The sequence below is a fragment of the Rhodoglobus sp. genome (assembly GCF_053580035.1).
The window spans coordinates 13,428-37,254 of record NZ_JBMDVL010000002.1; the positions used below are offsets into that span (position 1 = coordinate 13,428).

General features: G+C 59.5%; 20 protein-coding genes. 5 read left to right on the plus strand and 15 right to left on the minus strand.

All coding sequences use genetic code 11. The features are described from left to right. Positions 1–2 precede the first annotated feature (2 nt). The 8 genes from ACOH1Z_RS09390 to ACOH1Z_RS09425 form a co-directional block, all read right to left on the minus strand. On the minus strand, positions 3–782 hold the full coding sequence (locus ACOH1Z_RS09390; protein ID WP_449648234.1) for a hypothetical protein: 780 nt from the start codon (positions 780–782) through the stop codon (positions 3–5). Positions 783–883: 101 nt separating this feature from the next. After that, positions 884–1,336, minus strand: coding sequence for a hypothetical protein (locus ACOH1Z_RS09395; protein WP_449648235.1), 453 nt, complete (start codon positions 1,334–1,336; stop codon positions 884–886). Between the two features lie 78 nt (positions 1,337–1,414). Next, positions 1,415–2,290, minus strand: coding sequence for a hypothetical protein (locus ACOH1Z_RS09400; RefSeq protein ID WP_449648236.1), 876 nt, complete (start codon positions 2,288–2,290; stop codon positions 1,415–1,417). Between the two features lie 150 nt (positions 2,291–2,440). Continuing rightward, the gene (locus ACOH1Z_RS09405; protein WP_449648237.1) at positions 2,441–3,271 is read right to left on the minus strand and encodes an aldo/keto reductase; all 831 of its coding nucleotides are present in this window, start codon (positions 3,269–3,271) and stop codon (positions 2,441–2,443) included. A gap of 52 nt (positions 3,272–3,323) precedes the next feature. Next, positions 3,324–4,466, minus strand: coding sequence for a bifunctional 2-methylcitrate synthase/citrate synthase (locus tag ACOH1Z_RS09410; protein WP_449648238.1), 1,143 nt, complete (start codon positions 4,464–4,466; stop codon positions 3,324–3,326). 80 nt (positions 4,467–4,546) lie between these two features. Continuing rightward, positions 4,547–5,452, minus strand: coding sequence for a methylisocitrate lyase (gene prpB, locus ACOH1Z_RS09415; RefSeq protein ID WP_449648239.1), 906 nt, complete (start codon positions 5,450–5,452; stop codon positions 4,547–4,549). Next, positions 5,452–6,945, minus strand: coding sequence for an MmgE/PrpD family protein (locus ACOH1Z_RS09420; RefSeq protein ID WP_449648240.1), 1,494 nt, complete (start codon positions 6,943–6,945; stop codon positions 5,452–5,454). The genes prpB and ACOH1Z_RS09420 overlap by 1 nt, the downstream gene beginning before the upstream one ends. Positions 6,946–6,956: 11 nt before the next feature. Then, complete coding sequence (locus ACOH1Z_RS09425) at positions 6,957–7,628, minus strand: GntR family transcriptional regulator (RefSeq protein ID WP_449648241.1); 672 nt, start codon at positions 7,626–7,628, stop codon at positions 6,957–6,959. A gap of 178 nt (positions 7,629–7,806) precedes the next feature. Between ACOH1Z_RS09425 and ACOH1Z_RS09430 the strand changes: the two genes are divergently transcribed. Then, positions 7,807–8,616 (plus strand): GNAT family N-acetyltransferase, encoded by an 810-nt coding sequence (locus tag ACOH1Z_RS09430; protein WP_449648242.1) that lies wholly within the window; start codon positions 7,807–7,809, stop codon positions 8,614–8,616. Positions 8,617–8,627: 11 nt separating this feature from the next. Here ACOH1Z_RS09430 and ACOH1Z_RS09435 read toward each other — a convergent pair whose 3' ends face one another. The 3 genes from ACOH1Z_RS09435 to ACOH1Z_RS09445 are packed head-to-tail and all read right to left on the minus strand — an operon-like array spanning position 8,628 to position 11,871. Beyond that, complete coding sequence (locus tag ACOH1Z_RS09435; protein WP_449648243.1) at positions 8,628–9,590, minus strand: SDR family oxidoreductase; 963 nt, start codon at positions 9,588–9,590, stop codon at positions 8,628–8,630. Continuing rightward, on the minus strand, positions 9,587–10,546 hold the full coding sequence (locus tag ACOH1Z_RS09440) for a bile acid:sodium symporter family protein (protein ID WP_449648244.1): 960 nt from the start codon (positions 10,544–10,546) through the stop codon (positions 9,587–9,589). Before ACOH1Z_RS09440 ends, ACOH1Z_RS09435 begins: the two co-directional genes overlap by 4 nt. Then, positions 10,543–11,871: a flavin-containing monooxygenase gene (locus ACOH1Z_RS09445; RefSeq protein ID WP_449648245.1), complete on the minus strand. Its 1,329-nt coding sequence runs from the start codon at positions 11,869–11,871 to the stop codon at positions 10,543–10,545. The genes ACOH1Z_RS09440 and ACOH1Z_RS09445 overlap by 4 nt, the downstream gene beginning before the upstream one ends. Positions 11,872–12,068: 197 nt before the next feature. Between ACOH1Z_RS09445 and ACOH1Z_RS09450 the strand changes: the two genes are divergently transcribed. Together ACOH1Z_RS09450 and ACOH1Z_RS09455 are read left to right on the plus strand one after the other, a co-directional pair. Continuing rightward, entirely contained in the window at positions 12,069–14,381 is a 2,313-nt protein-coding gene (locus tag ACOH1Z_RS09450) for a glycosyltransferase family 2 protein (protein WP_449648246.1), read from the plus strand. Further along, complete coding sequence (locus ACOH1Z_RS09455) at positions 14,378–15,973, plus strand: chitinase (protein WP_449648247.1); 1,596 nt, start codon at positions 14,378–14,380, stop codon at positions 15,971–15,973. Before ACOH1Z_RS09450 ends, ACOH1Z_RS09455 begins: the two co-directional genes overlap by 4 nt. Here ACOH1Z_RS09455 and ACOH1Z_RS09460 read toward each other — a convergent pair. Beyond that, complete coding sequence (locus ACOH1Z_RS09460) at positions 15,970–17,643, minus strand: ABC transporter ATP-binding protein (RefSeq protein ID WP_449648248.1); 1,674 nt, start codon at positions 17,641–17,643, stop codon at positions 15,970–15,972. The two genes, ACOH1Z_RS09455 and ACOH1Z_RS09460, sit on opposite strands and share 4 nt — an antisense overlap. A gap of 53 nt (positions 17,644–17,696) precedes the next feature. On the opposite strand from ACOH1Z_RS09460, the gene ACOH1Z_RS09465 reads away from it, so the two are divergent. Next, positions 17,697–18,305 (plus strand): PH domain-containing protein, encoded by a 609-nt coding sequence (locus tag ACOH1Z_RS09465; protein WP_449648249.1) that lies wholly within the window; start codon positions 17,697–17,699, stop codon positions 18,303–18,305. Between the two features lie 47 nt (positions 18,306–18,352). Here the strand turns inward: ACOH1Z_RS09465 and ACOH1Z_RS09470 are convergent, their stop codons facing one another. The 3 genes from ACOH1Z_RS09470 to ACOH1Z_RS09480 all read right to left on the minus strand — a co-directional run bounded on the left by ACOH1Z_RS09470 (position 18,353) and on the right by ACOH1Z_RS09480 (position 22,910). Continuing rightward, on the minus strand, positions 18,353–19,471 hold the full coding sequence (locus ACOH1Z_RS09470; protein ID WP_449648250.1) for an ABC transporter permease: 1,119 nt from the start codon (positions 19,469–19,471) through the stop codon (positions 18,353–18,355). Between the two features lie 2 nt (positions 19,472–19,473). Next, on the minus strand, positions 19,474–21,018 hold the full coding sequence (locus ACOH1Z_RS09475; protein ID WP_449648251.1) for an ABC transporter permease: 1,545 nt from the start codon (positions 21,016–21,018) through the stop codon (positions 19,474–19,476). Between the two features lie 122 nt (positions 21,019–21,140). Then, the gene (locus ACOH1Z_RS09480; RefSeq protein ID WP_449648252.1) at positions 21,141–22,910 is read right to left on the minus strand and encodes an ABC transporter family substrate-binding protein; all 1,770 of its coding nucleotides are present in this window, start codon (positions 22,908–22,910) and stop codon (positions 21,141–21,143) included. A gap of 314 nt (positions 22,911–23,224) precedes the next feature. Between ACOH1Z_RS09480 and ACOH1Z_RS09485 the strand changes: the two genes are divergently transcribed. After that, the gene (locus tag ACOH1Z_RS09485; protein ID WP_449648253.1) at positions 23,225–23,800 is read left to right on the plus strand and encodes an antibiotic biosynthesis monooxygenase; all 576 of its coding nucleotides are present in this window, start codon (positions 23,225–23,227) and stop codon (positions 23,798–23,800) included. Positions 23,801–23,827: the final 27 nt, after the last annotated feature.

A 23,827-nucleotide genomic window follows, 5' to 3' on the forward strand; every position in this document is an offset into this window, starting at 1 on the left:
GCTCAGGCGAATAACCACTGGCCAGTCGCTTGTGCGTCGCGCACGAATTCTGGGCTGAAGCCATGGCGACCTTGCACCACGACCGAAACATCTTCGATTTGCAACAGATCCGCATCCTCCTCAACTGTACGGACTTTGGTCAGCAGGATGCTCTGCAAGGCAGACATCATGCGGATCACCCCCAACGACGTCACGCTTCCGATGCTCGAAAGTTCGAGTCCCCGAAGCGAGGTGTAGTTAGGCAGCGCCTCCAAGTCGAGCGAACTGGGGCCGTCAATGCTGAGTGTTTCGAGGTGCTGGGGATGGCGAATCACCGGAACCGCGCGAAGGTTGCCGGTGTGAACGATTGACAAGGTGGTGAGCGGGCCCTCTATCTCTTCGACCAGATGAGGAAGCGCCGGGTACAACGTGAGCTCAGTCAACGAAGTGCGCGCGGCCAGCGTTTCAAAATTTTTGTGAGGCCCAAAGTAGGTTGTGAGATTCTCCAACCTGCTGAGATCGACGGGACACACGAGGTTGCCCGAATAACTCAATTCTTCCAAGCGGATCAACGACTCGATCGCACGGGCATCCGTGGGGCCAATCGCACTCACGTCAAGATGAGTAAGGGAATCAGCAAACTTCACGAGACCATCGAGAGCAGCAACCTCGTGAGGAACACTAGCGAGGCGTAACCCCAGCCCCTCCCTCTTGATCGTCGCAATTTCAGACCGCGAAGGAAACTGGCCGAATTCGAAAACCGCATATTCCACGCCGTTGCGGGGCGAGGTTATCCTCAACATTTTCGCGCTCAGTCCTCGGACTGCTTCGAGGCGGAATCGCTAGATGACTCGACGCGAGCGGAGGCCCTCGACCGCAGCGCGCGAGAACTTGGGGCACTCATCTAATTCCTTAGGCTGAGTTTTGTAGATCGAGCTGACCGCATCCGCGACCAGAAGCCGAACCACACGACACCAACAACGGCGAAGGTGATCGGCAGCCACGTGGGGAACGTGGTGCCGAGGGACTCTCCCATAAACCAGGTCAAGAGCACTGCGACTGCCAGCAGGAAGGTGCTCGAGCCCAATGCCACCGTGGTGCTGTTGAGACGGTCGCCGGTGCTGAGGATGGCACGGAGGCCAAGCCCTACAGCGACCGACACCAGCCCTACGATGCTTCCGCCGATGATCCCGAAGAATAGCGATGCAGGCAGGAACCTCGTGAACGCCTCAGTTCCCCAGTACTCGCTGATGAGGGCGAGCGCAAAAACTGCCCCAACGACCGCACCGAACAGCGATCCGTAGAGCGCAACGACCCACGGGCCTACGTTGAGCGTTCGTCGGATTCCGCGGATCACTCACTTAATGTAGCGGCAGCAGCGTCCAGCGCGAAGCATCCGGAGGCGTGAAAATCACCGCCGCCCTCTCTGGCGTACTTATGCAGGCTGCTCGAAACGAGCCCACGGGCCGTCCGCGGCGACGCGTGAGGCAATGTGGGGTTGGTCGCCATCGCTTTCCCACCCCGAGGGATGCTGAATGGGTACATCAATCCTGAGGCCGAGAAACAACTCGCGGCGGGCAACATTCTGCAGGTGCGCCGGAGCCCACTCGATGTCGAGATCGCGTACGGTTGCGACTCCGAGGCCGTCTTCCGCAAAGAATAGTTCGTCGTCGCCGCCGGGGCCGCCTCCGGCAATGACTATGTCCCACATGCGCTCAGCGACGGGAAAGACATTAAGAAGACCCGAAAACAGGTACAGCCCCTGATACTCACCGGCACGACAGAAGCCCACTGTCGGCAGCAACGGAATAGGGAAATTCGCTCGATCCTCATCAGTCACGGGAGCAAAATTCGAGTGTTCATCGCTGAAGGAAGCGCGCGGCGGTCGCCGGGACAGCATCCTCCACGAAGCACGAACTCTGAGCCCGAGAGCGAGCGGCTGGCCGAAAAGATCCACAGCGCTATCCACCACAACAATCGGAAGTCGGAAAAGCCTCGACGTGCGGGTCGACCAATGGCCAGCAAGGTATGCCAGCGCGGCCTGGAAATATTGCGCCAGGTACTCCCGCAGGGTTTCGTCTGAGGCGAGATCATTCGCCTGCGCGTGATAAAAACCACCCGAGACCTCCAACTGAAACCAGCCGGCCGCATCCACGGAAACGATCGCGTACTCATCGCGGTTCGACAGCGAGGTGAGCTGGAGAAAAGTCTCATCGTTGGGGTGCACTCCCCCAATACCGACCTCGGCGTGCACGCCCACAGCTGACGCAGCAAGCTCCTTCAGAAGCGCGAGTATCGCAGAACGATCCATGCTGCCTCCTCTATCTAGCCCATACTGACGTTCGGCGTCGTCGCGGCGCAAGAGGCAGTACTTCAGCAGCCACAACCCACAACACAGGCCGACACCCGCTCACCGAACCGAGTGAGGATGCCGGCCTGTGCCAGAAACGAAAAGTGCGCCCTAGAAGGTAGCTTCGTCGGGGTTCGCACCTACACGCTGGTCGCGGTCGATCGCATCAATCGATGCCATCTCATCCGCGGAAAGCTCGAAGCCGAAGACATCGAAGTTCTCAGCCATACGCTCGCGCGAGTTCGACTTGGGGAACACGATGATGCCGTTCTGCAGGTGCCAACGAATGGCAACCTGAGCGGGTGAAACACCGTGTGCTTCAGCAGCAGACTGGAGAGCAGTCTCGCCAAACAGGTCATACTTGCCCTGGCCGAGAGGGCCCCAGGCCTCAATGTGCATCCCCAGCTCTGCGCCATACGCACGCAGGTCGCGCTGCGCGAACGCAGGGTGCAGCTCGATCTGGTCAACCGCAGGAACAGTGTTGCTGCCCGCGATGATCTTCTCAAGGTGAGGGCGGTGGAAGTTGCTGACACCGATCGAACGTGCCTTGCCCTCTTCTTTCAACTGCTCAAGCGTGAGCCAGCTGTCAAGGTAGCGGTCAAGGTCGGGGCGGGGCCAGTGGATGAGGTACAGATCCGCATAGTCGAGGCCCAACTTCTCGAGGCTGAGATCCATGGCATCGCGAGCAGAGTCTGTGCCCTGGTCGCTGTTCCACAGTTTCGTCGTAATGAAGAGTTCTTCGCGCGGGATTCCCGACGCTTTAATGGCGTTGCCGACGCCCTGCTCGTTGCCGTAAATCATGGCGGTGTCGAGGTGGCGGTAGCCAACCTCGAGTGCGTCGGTGACGATGCGCTCGGTCTCCTCGGGGTCCACTTTGAAGACACCGAAGCCGAGCTGGGGGATGAAATTTCCGTCGTTCAGTTCAATCTGGGGAACAGTCATATCCCCATCTTGCCACTCACGACTGACGGTTCCATCCCCGCGCGTCAAGCTCCTAGCTAATGTGCCGCTCATCGACTCCCGAGTAGGCAGCAAGCGGGCGGATGAGCGCATTGGATGCCGCCTGCTCCATGATGTGGGCGGTCCAGCCGGTGATTCGCGCAGCAACGAACAGCGGCGTAAACATGTCGGTATCGAAGCCGATGAGGTTGTAGGCGGGGCCACTCGGGTAGTCGAGGTTTGGCTTGATGTTCTTGCGGCTCGTCATTGCCGTTTCGAGGGCGTCATACATGGCAAGCATGTCGGGGCGATCGAATTCGGCGACGAGAGTTTCGAGCGCAGCCTTCATCGTGGGAACTCGCGAATCACCGTTCTTGTAAACCCGGTGACCGAAGCCCATAATCTTGCGCTTCTCAGCAAGGGCATTCTCGAGCCACGCTTCCGCATTTTCTGCTGAGCCGACCTCATCGAAAACGTGCATAACAGCCTCGTTCGCGCCACCGTGCAGTTGACCCTTGAGAGCACCAATTGCTGCCGTGACGGCACTGTAGAGATCGCTGAGCGTGCTCGTCACCACACGACCGGTGAAAGTCGACGCGTTGAAGGAGTGCTCGGCATACAGAATCATCGACACATCAAAAGCGTTGACGATAACGAGGTCAGGAACCTCGCCGAACGTCATGTGCAAAAAGTTGGCCGAATAGCTGAGGTCATCCCGCGGCTCAACAAGTTCCTGATCGCGACGACGACGCTGGTCGTAGGCGATGATCGCCGGCAGCTTGGCAAACAGAGTGAGCGAGCGCTGAAGATTGAGTTCTTCATCAACCATGCTCGCGGGGTCAGTGAGGGTGTCGTCCAAGGCACCGATCACGCTGACCGCGGTGCGAACGACATCCATCGGATGCGCGGAAAGAGGCAACTCGTCAATGACGCGCTTGGTGTGCGCGTCGAGGTGGCGCTGCGCACGCTCCACATTCTGGAACTCCTCTAGCTGCTCACCGGTCGGCAGCTCTCCGTGCCACAGCAGGTAGGCGACCTCTTCAAAGGTGCACTTCTCGGCCAGTTCTTGCACGGGGTAGCCGCGGTACAGCAACGAGTTGGTCTCGGGGTTCACCTTCGAGATCGCAGTCGTGTCGGCGACGACGCCGGCCAAACCTTTACGAATCTCGGTTTCAGGGGTTCCTGTTAGGTCAGTCATGGTGCTCCTCGGTAGTGGTATCGAGTCAAAGTTGTGAGTGTGGTTAGTAGGGGTGGGCGGTAATTGCTGTGGTTCTGAAGTTAGTAATGGCCATCGAGTGTGAAGTTGAACACTGACGAATCAAACGAGTTGTAGCTCTCATAGTCGAGCAGTTCATACAGGCGAGCCCTCGTCTGCATTTCGGCCACGGCAGACTGCTGGGTGCCGTCGGCGTTGATTGCATCGAGGGTGCGCTCTGCAGCACCCATTGCACTACGCAACAGGGTTACGGGGTAAATAACAATGTTTACGCCGATATTGCTCAATTGCGTTGTCGTGAAAAGTTCGCTCTTACCAAACTCTGTCATGTTTGCGAGGATCGGAACATCCACGGCCTTACGCATCGCCTCGAACTCACCGAGATCTTTCATGGCCTCGGGGAAGATTGCGTCAGCACCCGCATCAACTAATTGCTTCGCGCGATCCATTGCGGCATCCAAACCATCAACGGCGCGGATGTCGGTGCGAGCCATGATCAGCAGGTTGGGGTCGCGGCGTGCATCGGCAGCCGCTCGGATGCGCTTGAGCGCAGTATCGGTGTCGACAACAGCTTTGCCGTCGAGGTGTCCGCAACGCTTCGGATTGACCTGATCTTCGATGTGGAGGCCCGAGACACCCGCATCTTCGAGCGTCTGCACGGTGCGAGCCACGTTCATGGGTTCGCCAAAACCGGTGTCGGCATCGACGAGTGTCGGGAGGTCGGTCATCCGCGAAATCTGTTGCGAACGACCAGCCACCTCGGTGAGCGTCGTCAGGCCGATGTCGGGCAACCCGAGGTCGGCACTGATAACCGCACCCGAAATGTAGACGCCGTCGAAACCCTTGTCTTGGATGAGGCGAGCACTCAGCGGGTTGAACGCACCCGGCACGCGCAGCAGTTCGCCGCTCGCCAGACGCTCACGGAACTGCGCACGCTTGGTTGCTGGGTCTGTTTGGGCATACAGCATTAGAAGATTCCTTTAGCGGTGGTGGCGGGGAAGTTGCCGCGTACGGTCAGTTCTCCCAGTTCGGATGCCGACAGTTCGGGCAGTCGCACGGCCGCGGCCAAGAAGCGTTCAATTTCGTCGCTCGCGAGCACACCATCCGCGAGGGTGCGGAACTTGGTGATGTACTGCTCGCGGGCGAAGGGTCGAGCACCGAGCGGATGCGCGTCAGCAACGGCAATTTCTTCGACGATGCGGCTGCCGTCGGTCATTTCGATCTCGACGCGACCACCAAACGCCTTCTCGGCGGGGTCGATCGAGTGGTAGCGACGCGTCCATTCGGCGTCTTCTTGAGTCGTGACGCGCTTCCACAGCGCAACCGTGTCTGCGCGGTTGGCTCGCTCGGGAGCGTAGCTGTTGACGTGGTGCCACTCCTGATCCTGCAGGGCAACCGTGAAAATGTACGGAATGGAGTGGTCGAGCGTTTCGCGGCTCGCGTTGGGGTCGTACTTCTGCGGGTCGTTGGCACCCGAACCGATCACGTAGTGCGTGTGGTGGCTCGTGTGCAGCACGATGCGGTTGATGTTCTCTTCCACAAGTTCCGGATGCTCGCGCCCCAGTTTGCGGGCGAGGTCGATCCACGCCTGCGCCTGATATTCGGCCGAGTGTTCCTTCGTGTACGAGTCGAGGATCGCGGTGCGCGGCTCCCCCAGCTCAGGCAGCGGAACCTCGTAGTGCGCGTCTGGACCATCGAGCATCCACGCGATCACGCCGTCTTCACCCTCGTAAATCGGGGTGGGGCTGGTCTGGCCGCGCATGGCACGGTCAACTGCTTCGACGGCCATCTTGCCGGCGAAAGCGGGAGCGTGTGCCTTCCAGGTGGAGATCTCGCCCTTGCGCGACTGACGCGTGGCAGTGGTCGTGTGGAGTGCTTGGCCGACAGCCTGGAAGATCGTCTCGGTGTCGAGCCCCAGGAGGGTTCCGATGCCGGCGGCGGCGCTCGGGCCGAGGTGAGCAACGTGGTCAATCTTGTGCTTGTGCAGGCAAATCGCCTTCACGAGGTCGATCTGGATTTCGTACCCCGTGACGATCCCGCGCAGCAGGTCAGCACCCGTGCGGCCCGTGTGCTGAGCAACCGCCAAGATCGGCGGGATGTTGTCGCCGGGATGCGAATAATCGGCGGCCAAAAAAGTGTCGTGATAGTCGAGCTCGCGAACGGCAACACCGTTAGCCCACGCAGCCCACTCCGGGCTCACGCGCTCGTCGGAGCCAAACACCGTGGCTCCCGGCGTGTAGGGGTGACGCTCGGCCTGCGCACGCGCAGCAACCACCGGCGCACGCGTGAGGGACGCAGTAGCAACCGCAGCATTGTCAATCACACGGTTGATTACCATGTCGGTCACGGCATCCGTTGGTTCGAGCTGTTCGGCAGCGATCGCGGCAATCTTGTGGGCAAGTTGGTCTTCGCGAGCGAGGTTCTCGTCGCTGCGGTAAACGCGGAGGGCGTGATCTTTCACAGTGGAGCCTTTCAATTGGCGGCGCGCAAGGGAGATTCCGCGGCCGTAGCTAAAGCGCTCGTGAGCGCGTGATGGAGATGAACGTGGGTGGCATGGGCAGCAAGTTCGGGATCGCGCGCGACAATGGCCTGCACGATAAGGAGGTGTTCGCGGGCGGCAGCCGTCAACCGCTCTGGATTGTCTTTGGCAAGGCGACGCACCCGAACCAGGTGGGTGCGCAGCGAGTTGAGGGCGCCGGTGAGGTAATCGTTTTCGACCGCGTCATCGACTGCCGCATCGAACCGGCGAACGAGGTCAAAGTAGGCACTGCGGTCGCTGTCATCGCGAGCGAGCAATGCCGGTACTTCATCGAATTCGCGCTCAAGGTCGGCAAAAATACTGCCGGTGTGATGCAGGGCCGCGAGGCGCATCGCCTTCACTTCGAGCGCCTTGCGCACATCGAAAAGTTCGCGGATGTTGTCAACAGAAACGTCAGTGACGACCAGTCCCCGACCGGATTGGCTTGCCACCAGCCCATCAGTTATCAGTCGGGACAGTGCTTCTCGCAGCGGGGTGCGGGACACCCCGAGCCGCGCAGCCTGTTCGACCTCGCCCAGAATGGTGCCTGGCGAGAGTCGCCACTCCACGATGTCGTCACGGAGGGCTTGGTAGGCGCGATCGCTGGCTCTTACCGGTGTCGCCATACGCACCTCCCGAAACTGGTTACTTGACCACCTTGCGGTTTACCCACTGATGGCTTTGTATACAAGATCTTCAGTCTAGAGCTGATTCAAGAGAAATCAAGCCAAATTCTGAGTGAACTGTATACAGATGACGCTCTCTGGCGGCGCGGAACCGGCATCCGGATCTATGCTGAATCGCATGATCTCCCCCACCGAACTGCTGGCGCTCTACGACGCCCAACAGCGGTTAATCGTGCCCGAGCATCCGCCGGTTGGAGTTCATTTTGAACTGACAGACTCCGTGCTTCGAGTAACCGGGCGCAGCGAGGGAATGATCGAAACTGCGCAGCGCCTCGACATGAGCGGCGCCGAATTGGATGCCCTCATCGCCGATCACCGCAACTTCTTTGCTGCCCGAAACGAACCCGTGGAATGGAAAACGCGAGCCCATGACGTGCCCGCCGACATCCCTCAGCGACTCGAACATGCAGGGTTCATCGCTCAAGAACGAGAAGCGGTGCTCGTCGGCCACACCGCTGACCTAGTGAGCGCACGCCCGCTACCTGCCGAGATCACTATCCGCGAGACCCACGACCACAACGACATTGTCGGTCTGGCAGCCATGCTCTCTGAAGTGTGGGGCTACGACTTCGTCTGGTTTATCGACGAACTCGAAGCACAAATCGCCTCAGCTCCTGACCTCACCGTGCTCTTCGTCGCTGAAGCCGGCGGCCGCATCGTCTCCGGTGCCAGAATCGAATTCACCCCCGGCAGCGACTTCGCGGGACTCTGGGGAGGCTCAACAGCATCCGAGTGGCGGGGCAAAGGAATCTACGGTGCCCTCGGCGCAGCCCGCGCCCAACGGGCACAACAACGAGGAGTGCCCTATCTGCAAGTAGATGCCTCAGACGAGAGCAGCCCCATCCTGAAACTTCGCGGTTTCGTTGAACTCACCACCACGACGCCGTATCTGTGGACGCCACCGAGCACCGAGGCACCGAGAATCTGAGCACCAACGATTCAGCTTGAGCGCAGAGCACGCGCCTCAAGGTAGGCGGCAAAAGCTTCTCGGCTAGTCTTGCGCGGTCGGTAGCCAAATGACTCGCGAAGGGCGCGGTTGTCGAGCACCGGCCGATAGCGCAAAAACTTGACCTGTGCCGGTTTGTGCGGGGTGAGGCGTAGCCCATGCCCTACCCAGAGCGCGACCGCGAATACCCACGGCGGCAGCACGAGGAGCTTTTTGCCGAGCGCGTGAGCAATCTCGCCGATCGTCATCTTGCCGTCGCCAGCAACATTGAAAATTCCGGCAGGCCCGCCTGTGGCCGCGCGCACCATCACTTCAACAACATCGTCGACCCAAATAAACACAAAGGGGCTGTCAGAACCGGCAAGCTTCAGCAACCGACGCCCCTCCCACAGGGCAGTGATCTGGTTGTCGACTGCCGGACCCAAGATTGTTCCGATGCGAAAAATGGTCTGAGTCAGCTGTGGTGCGGTTGTGCGCAGCTCGGCCAGCATCTCCTCAACCATTCGCTTGTGTTTGCTATAGGGAAAGTCGTCGTTGCCTCGCAGCGGGTCACTCTCCGTGATCCACTCCGGGTTGTCAGCGTGATAGCCATACGTCGCACCGCTCGACGACACGACGATGCGCGAAACACCTGCCTCAACGCAGGAGGCAAAGACCGCGCGCGACCCGTCGACGTCGACCGCAAACTCTTGCGCCACGGTGGTTGTTCTGCCCGGGTTCACGATCGAGGCGAGGTGGACAACGGTGTCAATGTTGTGAGCACGCAGCAGTTCGGGAAGGTCAGCGGCAGCCGTCACATCAACCCGTTCATAGTGCACGCCCGCTAGCCGCACGCCGGGGCTCGGAACCCGAATGTCCGCACTCACTACACGCTCAATGGCTTCGGATGCAGCCAACCCGGCAACCACGGAGGTGCCCAAGAATCCGCTGCCACCCGTAACCAGTACCCGCGTCACGCGACTGCCTCCGTGCCACTCTCGGGCACACCGGAATGCGGCCCAGAACCGTCACCGGCACCCTTCGCCTTGCGGCGTCCCCACCAGGTGGCCAAGGCGAGCCCTGCGATGATGTCCCAAATTCCCCACCAGCCAGCGACGACCGCCATGCCGCCGAGCCCACCGAAGAAGGCAAATACCAGTCCTAGCCCGAGACCGGCGTTGCGGATCCCCACTTCGAAGGTCACCGCCTTGGCCTCATAGAGGGCGAGGCCACCGAGTCTCGCGCTCGCATAACCGAGGCCGAGCGCGACAGCATCGTGCAGGAAGACGGCCAACAGCACAACACCGACGTAGGCGATGAAGAATGGGAAGTTACCGGCGAGCGCCGCAATGATGAATCCGAGCAACGCTAAGAGGCTCACCCATTTCACCGTGGGCTGCACTTTTTTGGCAAACGCTGGCCACCGATGCTTGATGGCAAACCCGACCGCGAATGGCAGACCGATAATCACAACGATCTCCAGCAACATCTGCCAACCATTGAGGCTGACGCTCTCGAGAATGGTCGACGCTGTCGGGTGCCAACCACCCCACAGCGACAGGTTCACGGGCAGCATGACGATGTAGACCACATTGGTGACTGCCGTCATAGATACGGAAAGCGCTACGTTGCCTCGTGCACGATAAGTGAGCACTTGGGAGATGTTTCCTGGCGGGCAGCACGCGACCAAAATCATCCCGAGTGCGATCGACGGACCGACCTGCAACAGCAGCGTCAGACCGAAGGTCACGGCGGGGAGCAATACAAGTTGAGCAACCAAAGCGATCGCAAAGGCCCGTGGGGCTTTGAGTACCGCCCGAAAGTCTTCGAGGCTCGTATCGAGCGCGATTCCGAACATGATGAGACCAAGCACAACGCTCAAAGCGATAAGCGATGCTGGGCTGAAGTTGAGCATCGCATCATCGATGGTCATGAGTTGGCCTTTCGGGTGAGGGTCTCACGCAGTTTTCGTAGGGTGCGTCGGTAGGCATCTTTGTTTACGTAATACGACATGCGTTCGAGTGCGAGGTACTTGTAACCACCGGTAAGGTCTGGCCACGGTTGCTCGGCGGACTCCCTGAAGTGGGCGGCAGCACGAGGAGCATCTTCTTGCGCGGCAAGATATGCCGCCAAAAGTTCGGCTTGCTCGTAGCGGCCCTGCCAGCCGATGCCACTGGCCTCGATCATGCCCATAACGTACAGACCGTTGAAGCTCGGCGGGAACATATTGAGATAGAGATCGGGGGCCATCCCCGACCAGTTCAGGTGATCTCGATCAACGAAGGGATAATCGAGACTGTAACCGGTTGCCAATACGATCAGGTCATAGTCGGCGTGGGTCCCATCGGTAAAATGCACCGTGTTGCCTTCGAAGCGTTCTGGGGCGGGAACGACACGCAAATCGCCCTGCCCGAGGTGCCCAAGCACAAGAGTATTCACAATCGGGTGCGACTCATAAATGCGGTAATCGGGCGCAGGAAAGCCGAAGTTGACGGGATCACCGGTAAACGCCCGCAAGACTCTCGTGTCAATGAACTGCTTTATCCGCGCCGGAAGCGGTCGCCCCTGGTTGAGGGTGTCAGCAGGCTTTCCAAACAAATAGCGCGGAACAAAGTAGTAGCCACGGCGCACACTCAAGTCGACGCTGTCAGCGTGATGCACAGCATCCACGGCAATATCGCAACCGCTGTTTCCCGCGCCGACGACAAGTACGCGCTTGCCCGCAAACATTGTTGCCTTTTTGTACGCGCTCGAGTGAATGATCTCCCCCGAAAATTCACCATCAAAGTTCGGGATGCTGGGGTGCGCCAGCGTGCCATTGGCCAAGATTACGCCGTCGAAGTGTTCAGTCTCGCTCTCGCCGCCTTGGCGCATTCCGCTATCGGCATCTGTCGGCCTCGTCGTTACATTCCACCCGCCACCATCGGCGGGCTCAACACGCTCAACCGTCGTGGAGAAACGAAATTTCTGCCCCAGGTCATAGCGATCACTAAAGGCGCGAAAGTACTTCTGGAGCTCTCGGTGGCCAGGATAATCCGCCGTCGTAGCCATAGGCAGCTCACGGAATTGAGTCGTGGTGCGCGACGAAATGAGGTGCGCTGACTCGTACATAGTGCTGCGTGGATTATCAATATTCCAGAGGCCGCCAACGTCGTCTGCTGACTCGAAACCGACGTAGCGGATGCCTGCCTTATCGAGGGCACGAGCGGCTGCGAGCCCCGAAGGTCCAGCACCGATGATGGCGATGGTACGAGGCATCCAGTCCTCCCGGGGTGAACAACACTATTCAGGGCGTTTCCGCAGCTTACTAGACAGGATCTCGCAGGTAGACCAGTTGCGGTTCGCGTACTGTTTTCTTGCGAACAGAAGCCCAGTTGTCAATACTGGGCGATGCAAGGTCACCCGACGGCGTCTACCCGAAAGACGCCGGATCTTGCATAGGGGATTAACCAACCATGCTTAAAGACAGTACGGTTGCGCCTGCCCGGCGCCGCCAATGGGGCTCAGAAACACGCCTCCATCCATTACCCACCGTGCACCCTGCACCCAGTGATCGCACGATCGCGCTTGCGCGTCTGGCGATTGTTGCGACGATTGTGTTCTGGCTGACGTATGTGATCTATACGATCGTTCGCCAGTTCATCAACAACGGCACCGAAAGTTTCCGGTTCACAACCGAAGCTATTTCGTACTTAATCGTTGTTACCTTCCTCACCTTCTCTGCGCTCATGTATTTGATCGCGAGACACGGTGCCTATCAACGCTTCCGGGCGCACGCTCGCGTGCCGCGCGCTGAACTCGATCGCCACTTCGCCGAGAACCAGGGCTCGATCACCGTTTTGGTTCCCAGCTACAGCGAAGAACCAGATGTCGTGCGTGCCACCCTGTGGTCGGCGTGCCTTCAGGAGTATCCGACTTTGCGTGTCGTGCTCTTGCTCGATGACCCGCCGTTTCCTTCTGACCCGGATGCTGCAGCACAGCTAGCGGACTCTCGTTTGCTTGCCGAGAAGATTCAGGCTGAACTCGCTGAGCCCCGTGAACGCTTCGGTGACGCTCTTGCGACGTTTGAGCGTCGAGTGCAGCTGGGCCGCACGGTCGGCCTGTTCGAGCTCGAGGAGCTCGCTGAGCACTACCAGTGGGCTGCCGACTGGCTAGAGAACAAGGCTTCCAACGAACAGCGCATTGACCACGTCGATGAGTTCTTTGTCACGCAGGTTATTCAGGGCCTGGCCGGTGAGCTGCAACTGACCGCCGATGCGCTCGGCGCAGCTCACGATGAGCATATGGTTCCCCCCACCGCACGGATGCGCGAACTGTACCGTCGTCTCGCTTGGACCTTCACGGCCGACCTCTCGACCTTCGAGCGCAAGCTTTACGCTTCTGTGTCTCACGAAGCGAACAAGGCAATGAACCTCAACGCTTATATCGGCCTGATGGGTGGCAATTACCGCCCAGAGGAAACACCAACCGGCACGGTACTGCGCCGCGTGAACCACGCAGAAGCTGGCGATCTGTCGATCCCCGATTCGCAATACCTGCTAACTCTCGACGCTGACTCGCTGCTGCTGCGCGACTACTGCCTCCGACTTGTCTACTTGCTTGAGCAGGCGGACAACTCCCGGGTCGCCGTCACCCAAACGCCGTACTCCTCATTCCGCGGAGCAGGTACACGCATCGAACGACTCGCTGGCGCCACGACTGATCTGCAGCACATCCTGCATCAGGGCAAGTCGTATTACGGCGCAACCTTCTGGGTGGGGGCCAACGCCGTCATCCGCAAAGCTGCACTGGATGACATTGTCGAGACCGAGACCGAGGGCGGCTTCACGGTCAAGCGCTACGTGCAGGACCGCACCGTCATCGAAGACACCGAATCGAGCATCGACTTGGGCGCCCACGGCTGGACGCTCGTGAATTACCCAGAACGACTCAGCTACAGCGCAACCCCGCCCGACTTCGGTTCGCTTGTAGTGCAACGTCGTCGCTGGGCTAACGGTGGGCTACTCATCATGCCCAAACTGATGCGCCAAATGCGTGAGCGTCGCGCTCGCGGCGAAACTGTGCCGTGGACCGAGTTCTTCCTGCGCGTGAACTACATGACATCGATCACATGGGCGAGCTTCGGTCTCGTGTTCCTGCTGGCCTACCCCTACGACAGCAGACTCTTGAGCCCCGTGGTGCTACTCGCCGCGGTGCCGTATTTCTTGGCCATGGGCAGCGACCTTCGCTATAGCGGCTACAAGTTCTCCGACATCTTCCGCATTTATGGGTTCAACCTGATCTTGCTCCCCGTCAACCTTGCCGGAGTTCTCAAATCACTCGAGCAGGCCATCACGAGCAAGAAGATCCCATTCGCTCGCACCCCAAAGGTTCGCAACCGCACCTCAACTCCGTTGCTGTATGTGCTGGCGCCGCTCGTGATCATCACGTTCTCGGGCTTCACTTTCTGGCGCGACTTGAACGCCGGCAACTGGGGTAACGCCGCGTTCGCGGCTTTCAACCTGGTTCTCGCCGGCCTCGCCGTCGTGTCGTGCATCGGCATCTGGAACACCATCGTGGACATCTGGTTGGGTGTCACACGCCCGCTCTTTGTCGAACGAAAGCCAAAAAAGACGAAGGAAGAACCAGTGCCAGAATCGACTGAACTCGACTGGCGTTCAATCCTCTATTACGGCGACGACAGCGGAGTTCACACCAAGGTGCGAGACTCCATCGTCTTCGCTGAAATGCTGCCACCCGCTGAGGCTGAAAGCGAGGTGCGAGCATGAGCACCGCGACTCACCGACTCTCTTTCAGGCGACTCGTCATGGCGGTTGTTATCGCCATTGCTGTCGCCGCCGGTGGTCTCTTCGCCTACCAAGCGTGGGCATCCACTCAGGCGGCTCCCGCGCCAGACCCGTGGTTCGCCGCCTACGTTGACGTCACAGCCACCCCGAGTTATGAATTCGAAGCTGCGACGAAGGAGAGCGGCAAAGAGGTCATGCTTTCGTTCATCGTCGCCGCTAGCGATGAAGGTTGCACTCCAACGTGGGGCACCGCCTACACAATGGATGAGGCAGCAATCTCACTCGACCTCGACCGCCGGATTGCCCGGCTACAACAGCAGGGCGGTGACGTCGCGGTTTCGTTCGGCGGGCTCCTGAATAACGAGCTCTCCACGACGTGTACCGATCCTGCAGATCTGGTTTCCGCCTACAACTCGGTGCTCGACCGCTATGCGTCAACCACGATCGACCTCGACATCGAGGGCGAAAACCTCAGCGACACCGCTGCGGGTGAACGTCGGGCGGCGGCAATGGCCACCCTGCAAGCAGCACGGCGCTCCGCAGGCGATGATCTCGCTGTGTGGCTGACGCTTCCCGCAGCAACCTTCGGACTCACGGAAGAGGGAACCACTGCGGTCACTCAGATGCTCGATGCCGGTGTCGATCTCGCCGGAGTGAACATCATGACGATGAACTTCGGTCAGAGTATGGCCGATGGAGAGACCAGCGGTGACGCCTCCATTCGCTCGCTGCAAGAAACTCACCGTCAACTGGGCATCCTCTATGACAACGCCGGGATCGAACTGACGGATGCCACGATCTGGACAAAGCTCGGCGCGACCCCGATGGTCGGCCAGAACGATATCGAAGCCGAAGTTTTCACGATGGCCGACGCTGCAGCACTCAACGAGTTTGCTCTCGACAAGGGCACTGGTCGCATGTCGATGTGGTCGCTGAACCGCGACACTACGTGTGGGCCGAACTACGCCGACACGTCCCGCGTCTCTGACTCCTGCAGTGGTGTAGCCCAGGGAGACCTGTTCTTTGCGGATGTCTTGGCTGACGGTTTTGACGGTCACGTCGCGAGTTCTGCAAAGACCATCACCACCGAAGAGCCGTCGGATCCCAATGATTTCATCGACGATCCTGCGACTAGCCCGTACGCAATCTGGCAAGAAGACGCCAGCTACCTCGCGGGTACAAAAGTGGTCTGGCACCGCAATGTGTACCAGGCCAAGTGGTGGACGCGCGATGAGTTGCCAGACAACCCCGTGCTTAACTCGTGGGAAACACCGTGGACTCTCGTAGGGCCAGTGCTTGAGGGCGAAACCCCCGTTGAAGTTCCTACGGTTCCGAGCGGAACCTACCCTGGTTGGGATGGCACCGCTGTCTACGAAGAAGGCGACCGCGTACTGTTCAGCGGAGTGCCCTACGAAGCAAAGTGGTGGAATCAGGGCGACAGCCCCGCCGCCTTCTCTTCAGACCCCGACGGAACCCCGTGGGTTCCGCTGACGGCCGAAGAAGTCACAGCGCTGATTTCGGGCGGCGAGACTGGCGAACCAGCCAACCTCGCCACCGCCACTACCGAAGGCTAGGAAGCGAGCCCTTCGCGTTCGCTTCTCCGGCGACGCTGTTCTTCAGGATCTGGAAGAGGAACGGCGGCAATGAGTCGCTGCGTGTAGGGGTCCTTCGGGCTGCGCAGAACTTCATCGCGCGTCCCCTGCTCCACAATCTTTCCGCGGTGCATGACAGCGATGCGGTCAGCCAGAATGTCAATCACGGCCAAGTCGTGCGAAACGAAGAGGCACGCAAATCCGAGTTCCTTTTGGAGTTCTTGGAAGAGTTCAAGCACCTTTGCCTGAACCGACACATCGAGAGCCGAAGTAGGTTCGTCAGCGACCAACAATTTGGGGCTCAGCGCTAGCGCCCGAGCAATTCCCACTCGTTGGCGCTGACCACCAGATAGCTCATGCGGGTATCGGTTACGCATGTGAGCGGAGAGCTGCACGCGGTCGAGCAACATGCTCACTCGCGCTTCCTCATCTTTGCTAGTGAAGCCGCCAACGAGCCGAAGCGGCTCACCGATGCTCTCGCCGATCGGCATCCGCGGGTTGAGCGACGAACCGGGATCCTGAAAGACGATGCCGATGTCTCGACGCACAGCGCGCAAATCGCTTTTACTGATGCCGACCATATTCGTTCCGACAATATCGAGGGTTCCCGCAACAGCGGGAAGGAGTCCGACTACGGCGCGACCGATCGTAGTCTTGCCCGAGCCAGACTCACCAACGAGGCCGAGCACTTCACCCTGGCGAATCGTGAGATTGATGTCGTCGGCAGCACGGAAGGCCGGCACCCGGCCGCGCTTCGGATACTCAATCGCGACACCCTTCATCGTGAGAACGACATCGCGGTTGTCTTTCGAGGCGGATGCTTCGCCTGCAGCCCCCAAGTGAGGAACAGCAGCCAAGAGTGCCTGAGTGTAGGGGTGCGTCGCTCCGGCGAAAAGCGACTCCGCTGTTCCCGTCTCAACAACTTCGCCATCCTTCATGACCATCACGCGGTCAGCGAGGTCGGCGACAACCCCCATGTCATGCGTGATCAGGATGATCGCGCTGTCGAGCTTGGAGCGCAAGTGGTGCAGCAACTCAAGAATCTCGGCTTGCACGGTCACGTCGAGCGCTGTCGTTGGCTCGTCAGCAATGAGCACGCGCGGGTTGCAGGAAATGGACTGCGCAATCATGGCGCGTTGACGCTGACCACCAGACAACTGATGCGGGTACGAGTCGAACGCTTTTTGCGGGTCAGGCAGCTCGACCATCGCGAGCAATTCGAGGGCACGCTTGTGAGCATCCGTCCGGATCATTCCCGGATTGTGCACTTGAAGCGCCTCAACGATTTGGAACCCAATTGTGTAGACCGGGTTGAGGGCCGTCATCGGCTCTTGGAAGATCACGGCAATGCCGGCACCACGCAATTGGCGAAGACGGTGCAGCGACGCCCCAACCATCTCTTCACCGGCAAGCTTCACGCTGCCCGAAATGCGACCATTCTCAGGAAGCAAACCGAGGAGGCCCATCGCGCTCGTGCTCTTGCCAGAACCAGATTCGCCAACAATGGCAAGCACTTCGCCACCCTGGAGGGTGTAGCTGACATTCTTTGCCGCCGTGACCCACTCCCCCTCAACCCAGAATTCGACGCCAAGGTCAGTAACCTCGATCGCGGGAGTCTTCGTTGCTGTCTCAGTCTTTGCTGTCTCAGTCATCAGGAGATTCGCCTTTCGCCCTGGATACGGTGCGCACGTGGGAACATAGTTCCGTGTCGCCAAACTTCACCCTGCACTCGCGATTCGGGCGCGTACTTTCCATCGTCGTTTTTGTCGCGTGCGCTGCCGCACTGATCGTCACGGCCGCTCAGGGCCGCTGGCTGGATGCCCTGCAAGTGCTGCCCGTCTTTGGCTTCGTTTCGCTGCTCACGTGGGCCATGTTCTGGCGCCCCGCTGTGCTCGTGACGGCGGCCGGCGTTACGCTGCGTAATGTACTGCGCACCGTCGACGTGGCGTGGCCCGAGATTCGCCGCATCGATACCAAATATGCGCTCGCGCTCGAAACGGTTCACGGCACCGTCACAGCGTGGGCTGCGCCCGCTCCCGGCCGCCACTCGGTCTTCTCGGCGGTGCGCCAGGATGGCGCGAACCTTCCGGAGTCGAGCTACTTGGCTGGCACAGTGCGACCCGGCGATCTGATCACGTCGGACTCTGGTCAAGCCGCCCACATCATCCGTACGCACTGGGAGCAGTTGCGAGACGGCGGACATTTGGATGCCGCCACGAGTGAATTCACGAAGCTGCGTGTAACGTGGCACTTCCGCACGATCGCGGCTGTCGCCGCGCTGATCGTGGCTGTGCTGCTCACCACCGTCAGCTAGCTCGTGTTCATTCGGCGACGAGTGCCGGTCGATCGACCTCATCGCCCTCATTTGTTGGAGGTCCCGTCACCGGGGCGTGCACCGGGAACGTAGCTCTTGAAGAAGCTGATGACCTGCGAACCGAAACCGTTCTGGGCCGGTACTCGCTTCTGCCGGGGGTCGAAAGCATCGCGCAGTCCGTCACCGATGAAGTTGATACACAACGCAATCACGACGATGAATAGTCCCGGCCACCAAAACAACCACGGACGAGTCTTGAATGCTTCGTTGTACTCGCTGATGATTTGGCCGAGCGAAATGTCTGGCGATTTGATGCCGAACCCCAGGAAGCTCAAAGAAGTTTCGAGCAAGATCACGGCGCTCATCAGGAGGGTCGCGCTGACCACGATCACGCCGACAGTGTTTGGCAGAATATGGCGGAAGATAATGCGGAAGTCGCTCGCACCAGCCACGCGGGCTGCATCGACAAACTCTCGTTCGCGCAGGCTCAAGAACTCGGCTCTCACGAGTCTCGCCATTCCTGTCCAGGCAATGAGGCCAAGCATGACGGCCAAAAGAATTGCGTCTCCACCGATCGTGCGGCCAAGAACAGCGCCCAACACGAGCAGCGGGATGATGATGATGACGTCGGTGAGACGCATGATGACCTGGTCGATCCACCCCCGGTAGTACCCAGCAAGGGCCCCGAAAACGACACCGATGACGGTGGAGATCACTCCAACGATGAAGACGACACTGAGTGATTGCTGCATTCCGCGCATCACGCGAGCAAAAACATCCTTACCGGTGTTGTCTTGGCCGAACGGGTGTTCGCCAATGCTGAACGGCCACAGCGTGAAGGTGGGAGCACCGCCTGGGAGCACGATGTCATAGCGTTCCCACCAGGTGGATGTCCACCAACCAGGAATACGCACGCCGTCGATAATGAGGCGCGTCGAGTTGGCGTCGGGCACGAGGGCTCCTGATCCGCCGACGACTGTACCAACCGACGTGAACGCGAGTAAGACAAGAAATAGCAACACGTACATCGAGATGACGGCGCCACGGTGCCGGAAAAACCGACGACGAACAATCGTGCCTTGGCTAAGACCGACGGTTGCGCGCTGTTCAATGCTGAGTTCTTGACCTGTCGACTGGTCGTCGACTGCCGGAGTTTTGTCGCTCATGATCAGCTCACCCGAATCCTGGGGTCAAGTGCCGAATACAACAGATCGGCAAACACGTTGAAAAGCACGGCGAGAACTCCGGTGACGAGGAAGAACCCCATCACCAGATTCACATCGGTATGCGCGAGCCCCTCGTTGAAGAGGGAGCCCATCGCCTGCCAGGCGAAGACTCTTTCGGTGATCACCGCACCACCAATCACCGCCCCGAAGTCGAGCGCGATGATTGTCGCAATGGGGATCATGGCGTTGCGGAATGCGTGGCGCATAACCACCGTCCGCTCGCCAAGGCCCTTCGCACGGGCAGTGCGTACGTAGTCCTGGTTCATAACGTCGAGCAGGCTGGCCCGCGCATACCGCGTGTAGGCCGCAAGCGAGATGATCATGAGCGCGATCGTCGGAAGCAGCATGTGGGTGAGCGAGTCCAGCAGGTTCAGCCACGTGTCATCTACTCGCCGGATAGCAGGGGTCGATGCACCGATCGTCGCGATTACGCCGTTGCTCAGCGGGATGCGCGCAACGTATTCGTCCCAGCGCAAGAACATTTGATCGAGCACGAGCGGGATGACGGTGAGACCACCAACCAGGCCGGCGGTTCGCGCGACAACCGCTTTGCCATCGCCGCCAACCACTAGCCCAACGACAATGCCGATGCCGGCCATCAGCACGGTGACCAAGAGCACCGTCCACGCCGAGTTGAGATAGAAGAAAAGGAACTGAAACGGATACCAGAGGCCGAGTGTCAGAGCGACAACAATGCCCACCGCGATAAGCGCCCGGCGGTGTTGGAATCCTGTGGACGTAAACACCACGATCGCCGCGGTCGCGAGCGTGAGCAATGCCACCCCGATGATGCCGATCGATGGTTGCACGAACCAGCGGGTCACATCAAGCACGAAAATGAGGCCGCCAACACCGATCGCGACACTGGCGAAAGAAATTGCGCGAGTGCGTAGTTCACCGCCGACCACGGACGAGGCGATGAAGCCCATGACGAGCCCGACAACGACGATCGACCACCACGGTATGACGGGATCACCCAAGAATTCGTTGAATCGGATGGCGCCGAACTCTTTGAGCAGTACTGCCACCCAGAAAATCGGGAGCGAATAGAAGACGAATGTGAGGAATGTGACGACGTAGTCGTAACCGCTGTACTGACGAAGGGCGGTGGTCATTCCGATTGCCACACCGATCACGATTGCGAGAATCGTAGCGGCGAGCACAAGTTGCAGGGTGGAGCCGAGAGCTCCGCCGATGGCATCGATGACGGGCTGTTCGCCGCGAGCGACCGAAATGCCGAGGTCACACTGCCCAATGAAGCAGGCACCGACTCCCCCGAGCCAGGAGAAGTAGCGGAGCACAGGCGGTTGATCGAGGTTGAGGAGTCCACTCAGATACTTGATCTTGTCTTGAGCGTTGGGGTCTCGACTTCCCCGAAGCTCAAGCAGCGGATCACCGGAATTCGCAGTGAGTAGATAGACAATGAACGAAGCCACAAGCAGCACAAGAATGGTGGCTACGAGGCGTCTGGTGACAAAGGTCAACACCGGTGATCCTCATTTCGGGGCAAAGCAGAGCGGAACAGAGACAGTGCCGCCGAAGCGGCAGAAAACGTGGCGCAGGTGAGCCGGGCGCATAACGCCCGGCTCACCGCTATAGCGCTACCGAGTTATTCGGCGTCAGCCGGTGCCCACTCCCAGAAGTTCCAGAAGTAGGTCGGAGACAGCGGACTCGGGTCCACGTTCGTTACTGATTTGTTCCAGACAGTGATTCCAGGGAACTGGAAGATGGTGACGCCGTAGCCGTCGCCCCATACTTCCTTCTCCACCTCAACCTGGATTTTCGTCTGGGCCGCAGGGTCCAGCTCGGTTTCCAGATCCTTCAGGAGTCCGTCAACCTTGGTGTTCGAGTAGCCACCGAAGTTGCTCGGCTGACCCGATCCGAGGTACTGATCTGAACCTGTGAGCGCGAGGCTCGTTGACTGCCACGCGAAGATAACCGCGTCGTGCGGGTTGATCGGCAGTGCTTCCTTGTCGGTGAATGCCCACTCGGGCTCGGAGTCATCAACAACCGTGAAGCCAGCGAGAGCTGCCGACTGCTGGATGAATTCGAACTCAGTACCGCGACGAACGTTGCCCTCGGGGTACCAGAACTTGACCTCGACCGGAGTGGTTACTCCAGCATCCGCCAGCAGCTTCTTGGCACCGTCGATGTCGACCTCGGCATAGTCTGCTGAACCGTTAGTCGAAGCGATTTCGTCATAACCGGGAGCGCCAGGAATCTGCAGAACAGAGTCGCGGAGTCCAGCGTTCGGGTTCAGCGGGCTGATCAGCTTGTCGAGGATCTCCTGACGCGGGATGACCTTCAGGAACGCCTGACGAACAGCCTTTGCCTTGTCTTCGTCTCCGCCGTAGGTTGCGGGGTCGAATGGACCACCATTGTTGAAGGTGAGGTCAATGTGCTCGTAAGTCGCTTCATCCGCGGTCACGTAGTCAGCGTTGTCGAGTCCCTTGACGAGCTCAAGCACGTCAGGCGTCGGCTGGCCGGCAGCAATCTGAACGTCACCGTTTTCGATGGCCTGAACCTGAGCGGTTGAGTCCTCGATCTGGCGAACGATGATGCGTTCGTACTTGGGTGAAGGGCCCCACGTGTAGAGCGGGTTTGCCTTCAGCGCGACGTACTCGTTCTCGACCAGTTCGTCGAGAACATAGGCACCGCTCGACAGCGCAACGAGTTCGTTGTCTGGTGTGCTTGCTGCCTGGTATTCGTCGTTCCACGCCTTGGCTACCGGGGTAAGCCACTCAACGTCGTCGTTCTGAACTGCCTCGACGAACATCGACTTAGCTTCTTCAGGGTCGGTGATGTCTGGGTATGCAAGCTCAACTACACCGTGGGCTGCAACGCCGAGGTCGAACTGGATCTCCCAGTCAACGTAAGCCTTGTCGTACACAATCGTGATGCTCTTGTCGTCAATCTCCGGCATGGTCGACGCGAGGTCGCCACGGGGGTTTGCGTGAGTGAAGAGAGGCGCGCCTTCTGCGTCTTCTACTCCAGCGAAGATCGTGGTCCACGCGAGCAGAAGGTCAGCGGAGTCGATCGGAGTTCCGTCAGACCACGTCACGTTGTCGTTGATCGTGTACTTGACGGTGAGCGGGTCGTCGCTCGTCTTCTCGAACGTACCGAAGTCTGTGTTACGTACAAGAGCGGGGTCGCTGTTGTAGTACAAGAACGTCGAGTTCATCATGTACAGCACGACCGCGTTTGCGGTGTTGTTTCCTGCTGCACTGCTTCCGTTGAAGTTATCAATCAGGTCATTCCACGCCACCGTGATCTCGGTGTCTGCAATTACTTCTGATTCGTACGGCGGAGTACACCCGGTCAGGGCAAGTGCTCCAGCCGCGAGGACAGCTATGGCAGCTGCGACGCGCTTGTTCTTCATCTTTCCTCCAGTAGAAAGGTGGCCGAAGGGATGGCGTAGACCAATCCCATGGCCGCCATTACACCGCAAACCTGAACGTTGGGGCAATAGAAACTGACGATTCGCACAATTCGCAACAAGAACGACACAATCCTGCGTCGATTAACTGTGTCTACCCCACAGAGAGGGTGGTGCACGGATGAGCACGGGCTTCGTAACAACCTGACACTGCGCGGACCAGCGCTGCGGGCATCCGACCTATACTGGCCGGAGCGAAGCCCACACCGGCTGTCACTGTTGTCGCTGGTCAACAGAGAAGGAGTGCGCTGAGACCCATGAGCACCAGCCCCATCACAATTTCCATTGAACGCACCGTCGATCCCGCCCGGATCGCCGAAGCCACCGCCTGGATGCAAACCGGAATCAATCTGGCCACCAGCTACCCCGGCTTCCTCGGCTCCGGTTGGGTGCGCGCCGGCACCGACAGCACCACCTGGCACATGCTGTACCGATTCGCGGATGACGCAGCACTGCTGCACTGGGAACAATCCCCCGAACGTGCGTGGTGGTTGCAGAGCGGAAGCGGATTCGTGCACGACCAACGAACAGAACGCCGCACCGGCATCGAAGGCTGGTTTGACGAACCAACCGAAGTGACCGTTGAACACGCCGGGCCAGCCGCCGCCACAGTGCCACCGCGCTGGAAACAAGCCGTGACCATTTGGCTCGGCTTCTTTCCCCTCAACCTCGCGTTCACCTACCTCGTGACGCTGCTCGTGCCCGGCTGGGATACGTTGCCGATTCTGGTACGCGTGCTGCTCACCACACTCTGCCTCACCCCGATCATGACCTACGTGCTGCTGCCAGGAGTGACCCGGATGCTGCGACGCTGGCTTCTGCCGACACGGTAGCGGATCACGCCGCAGTCACAGCGCGTA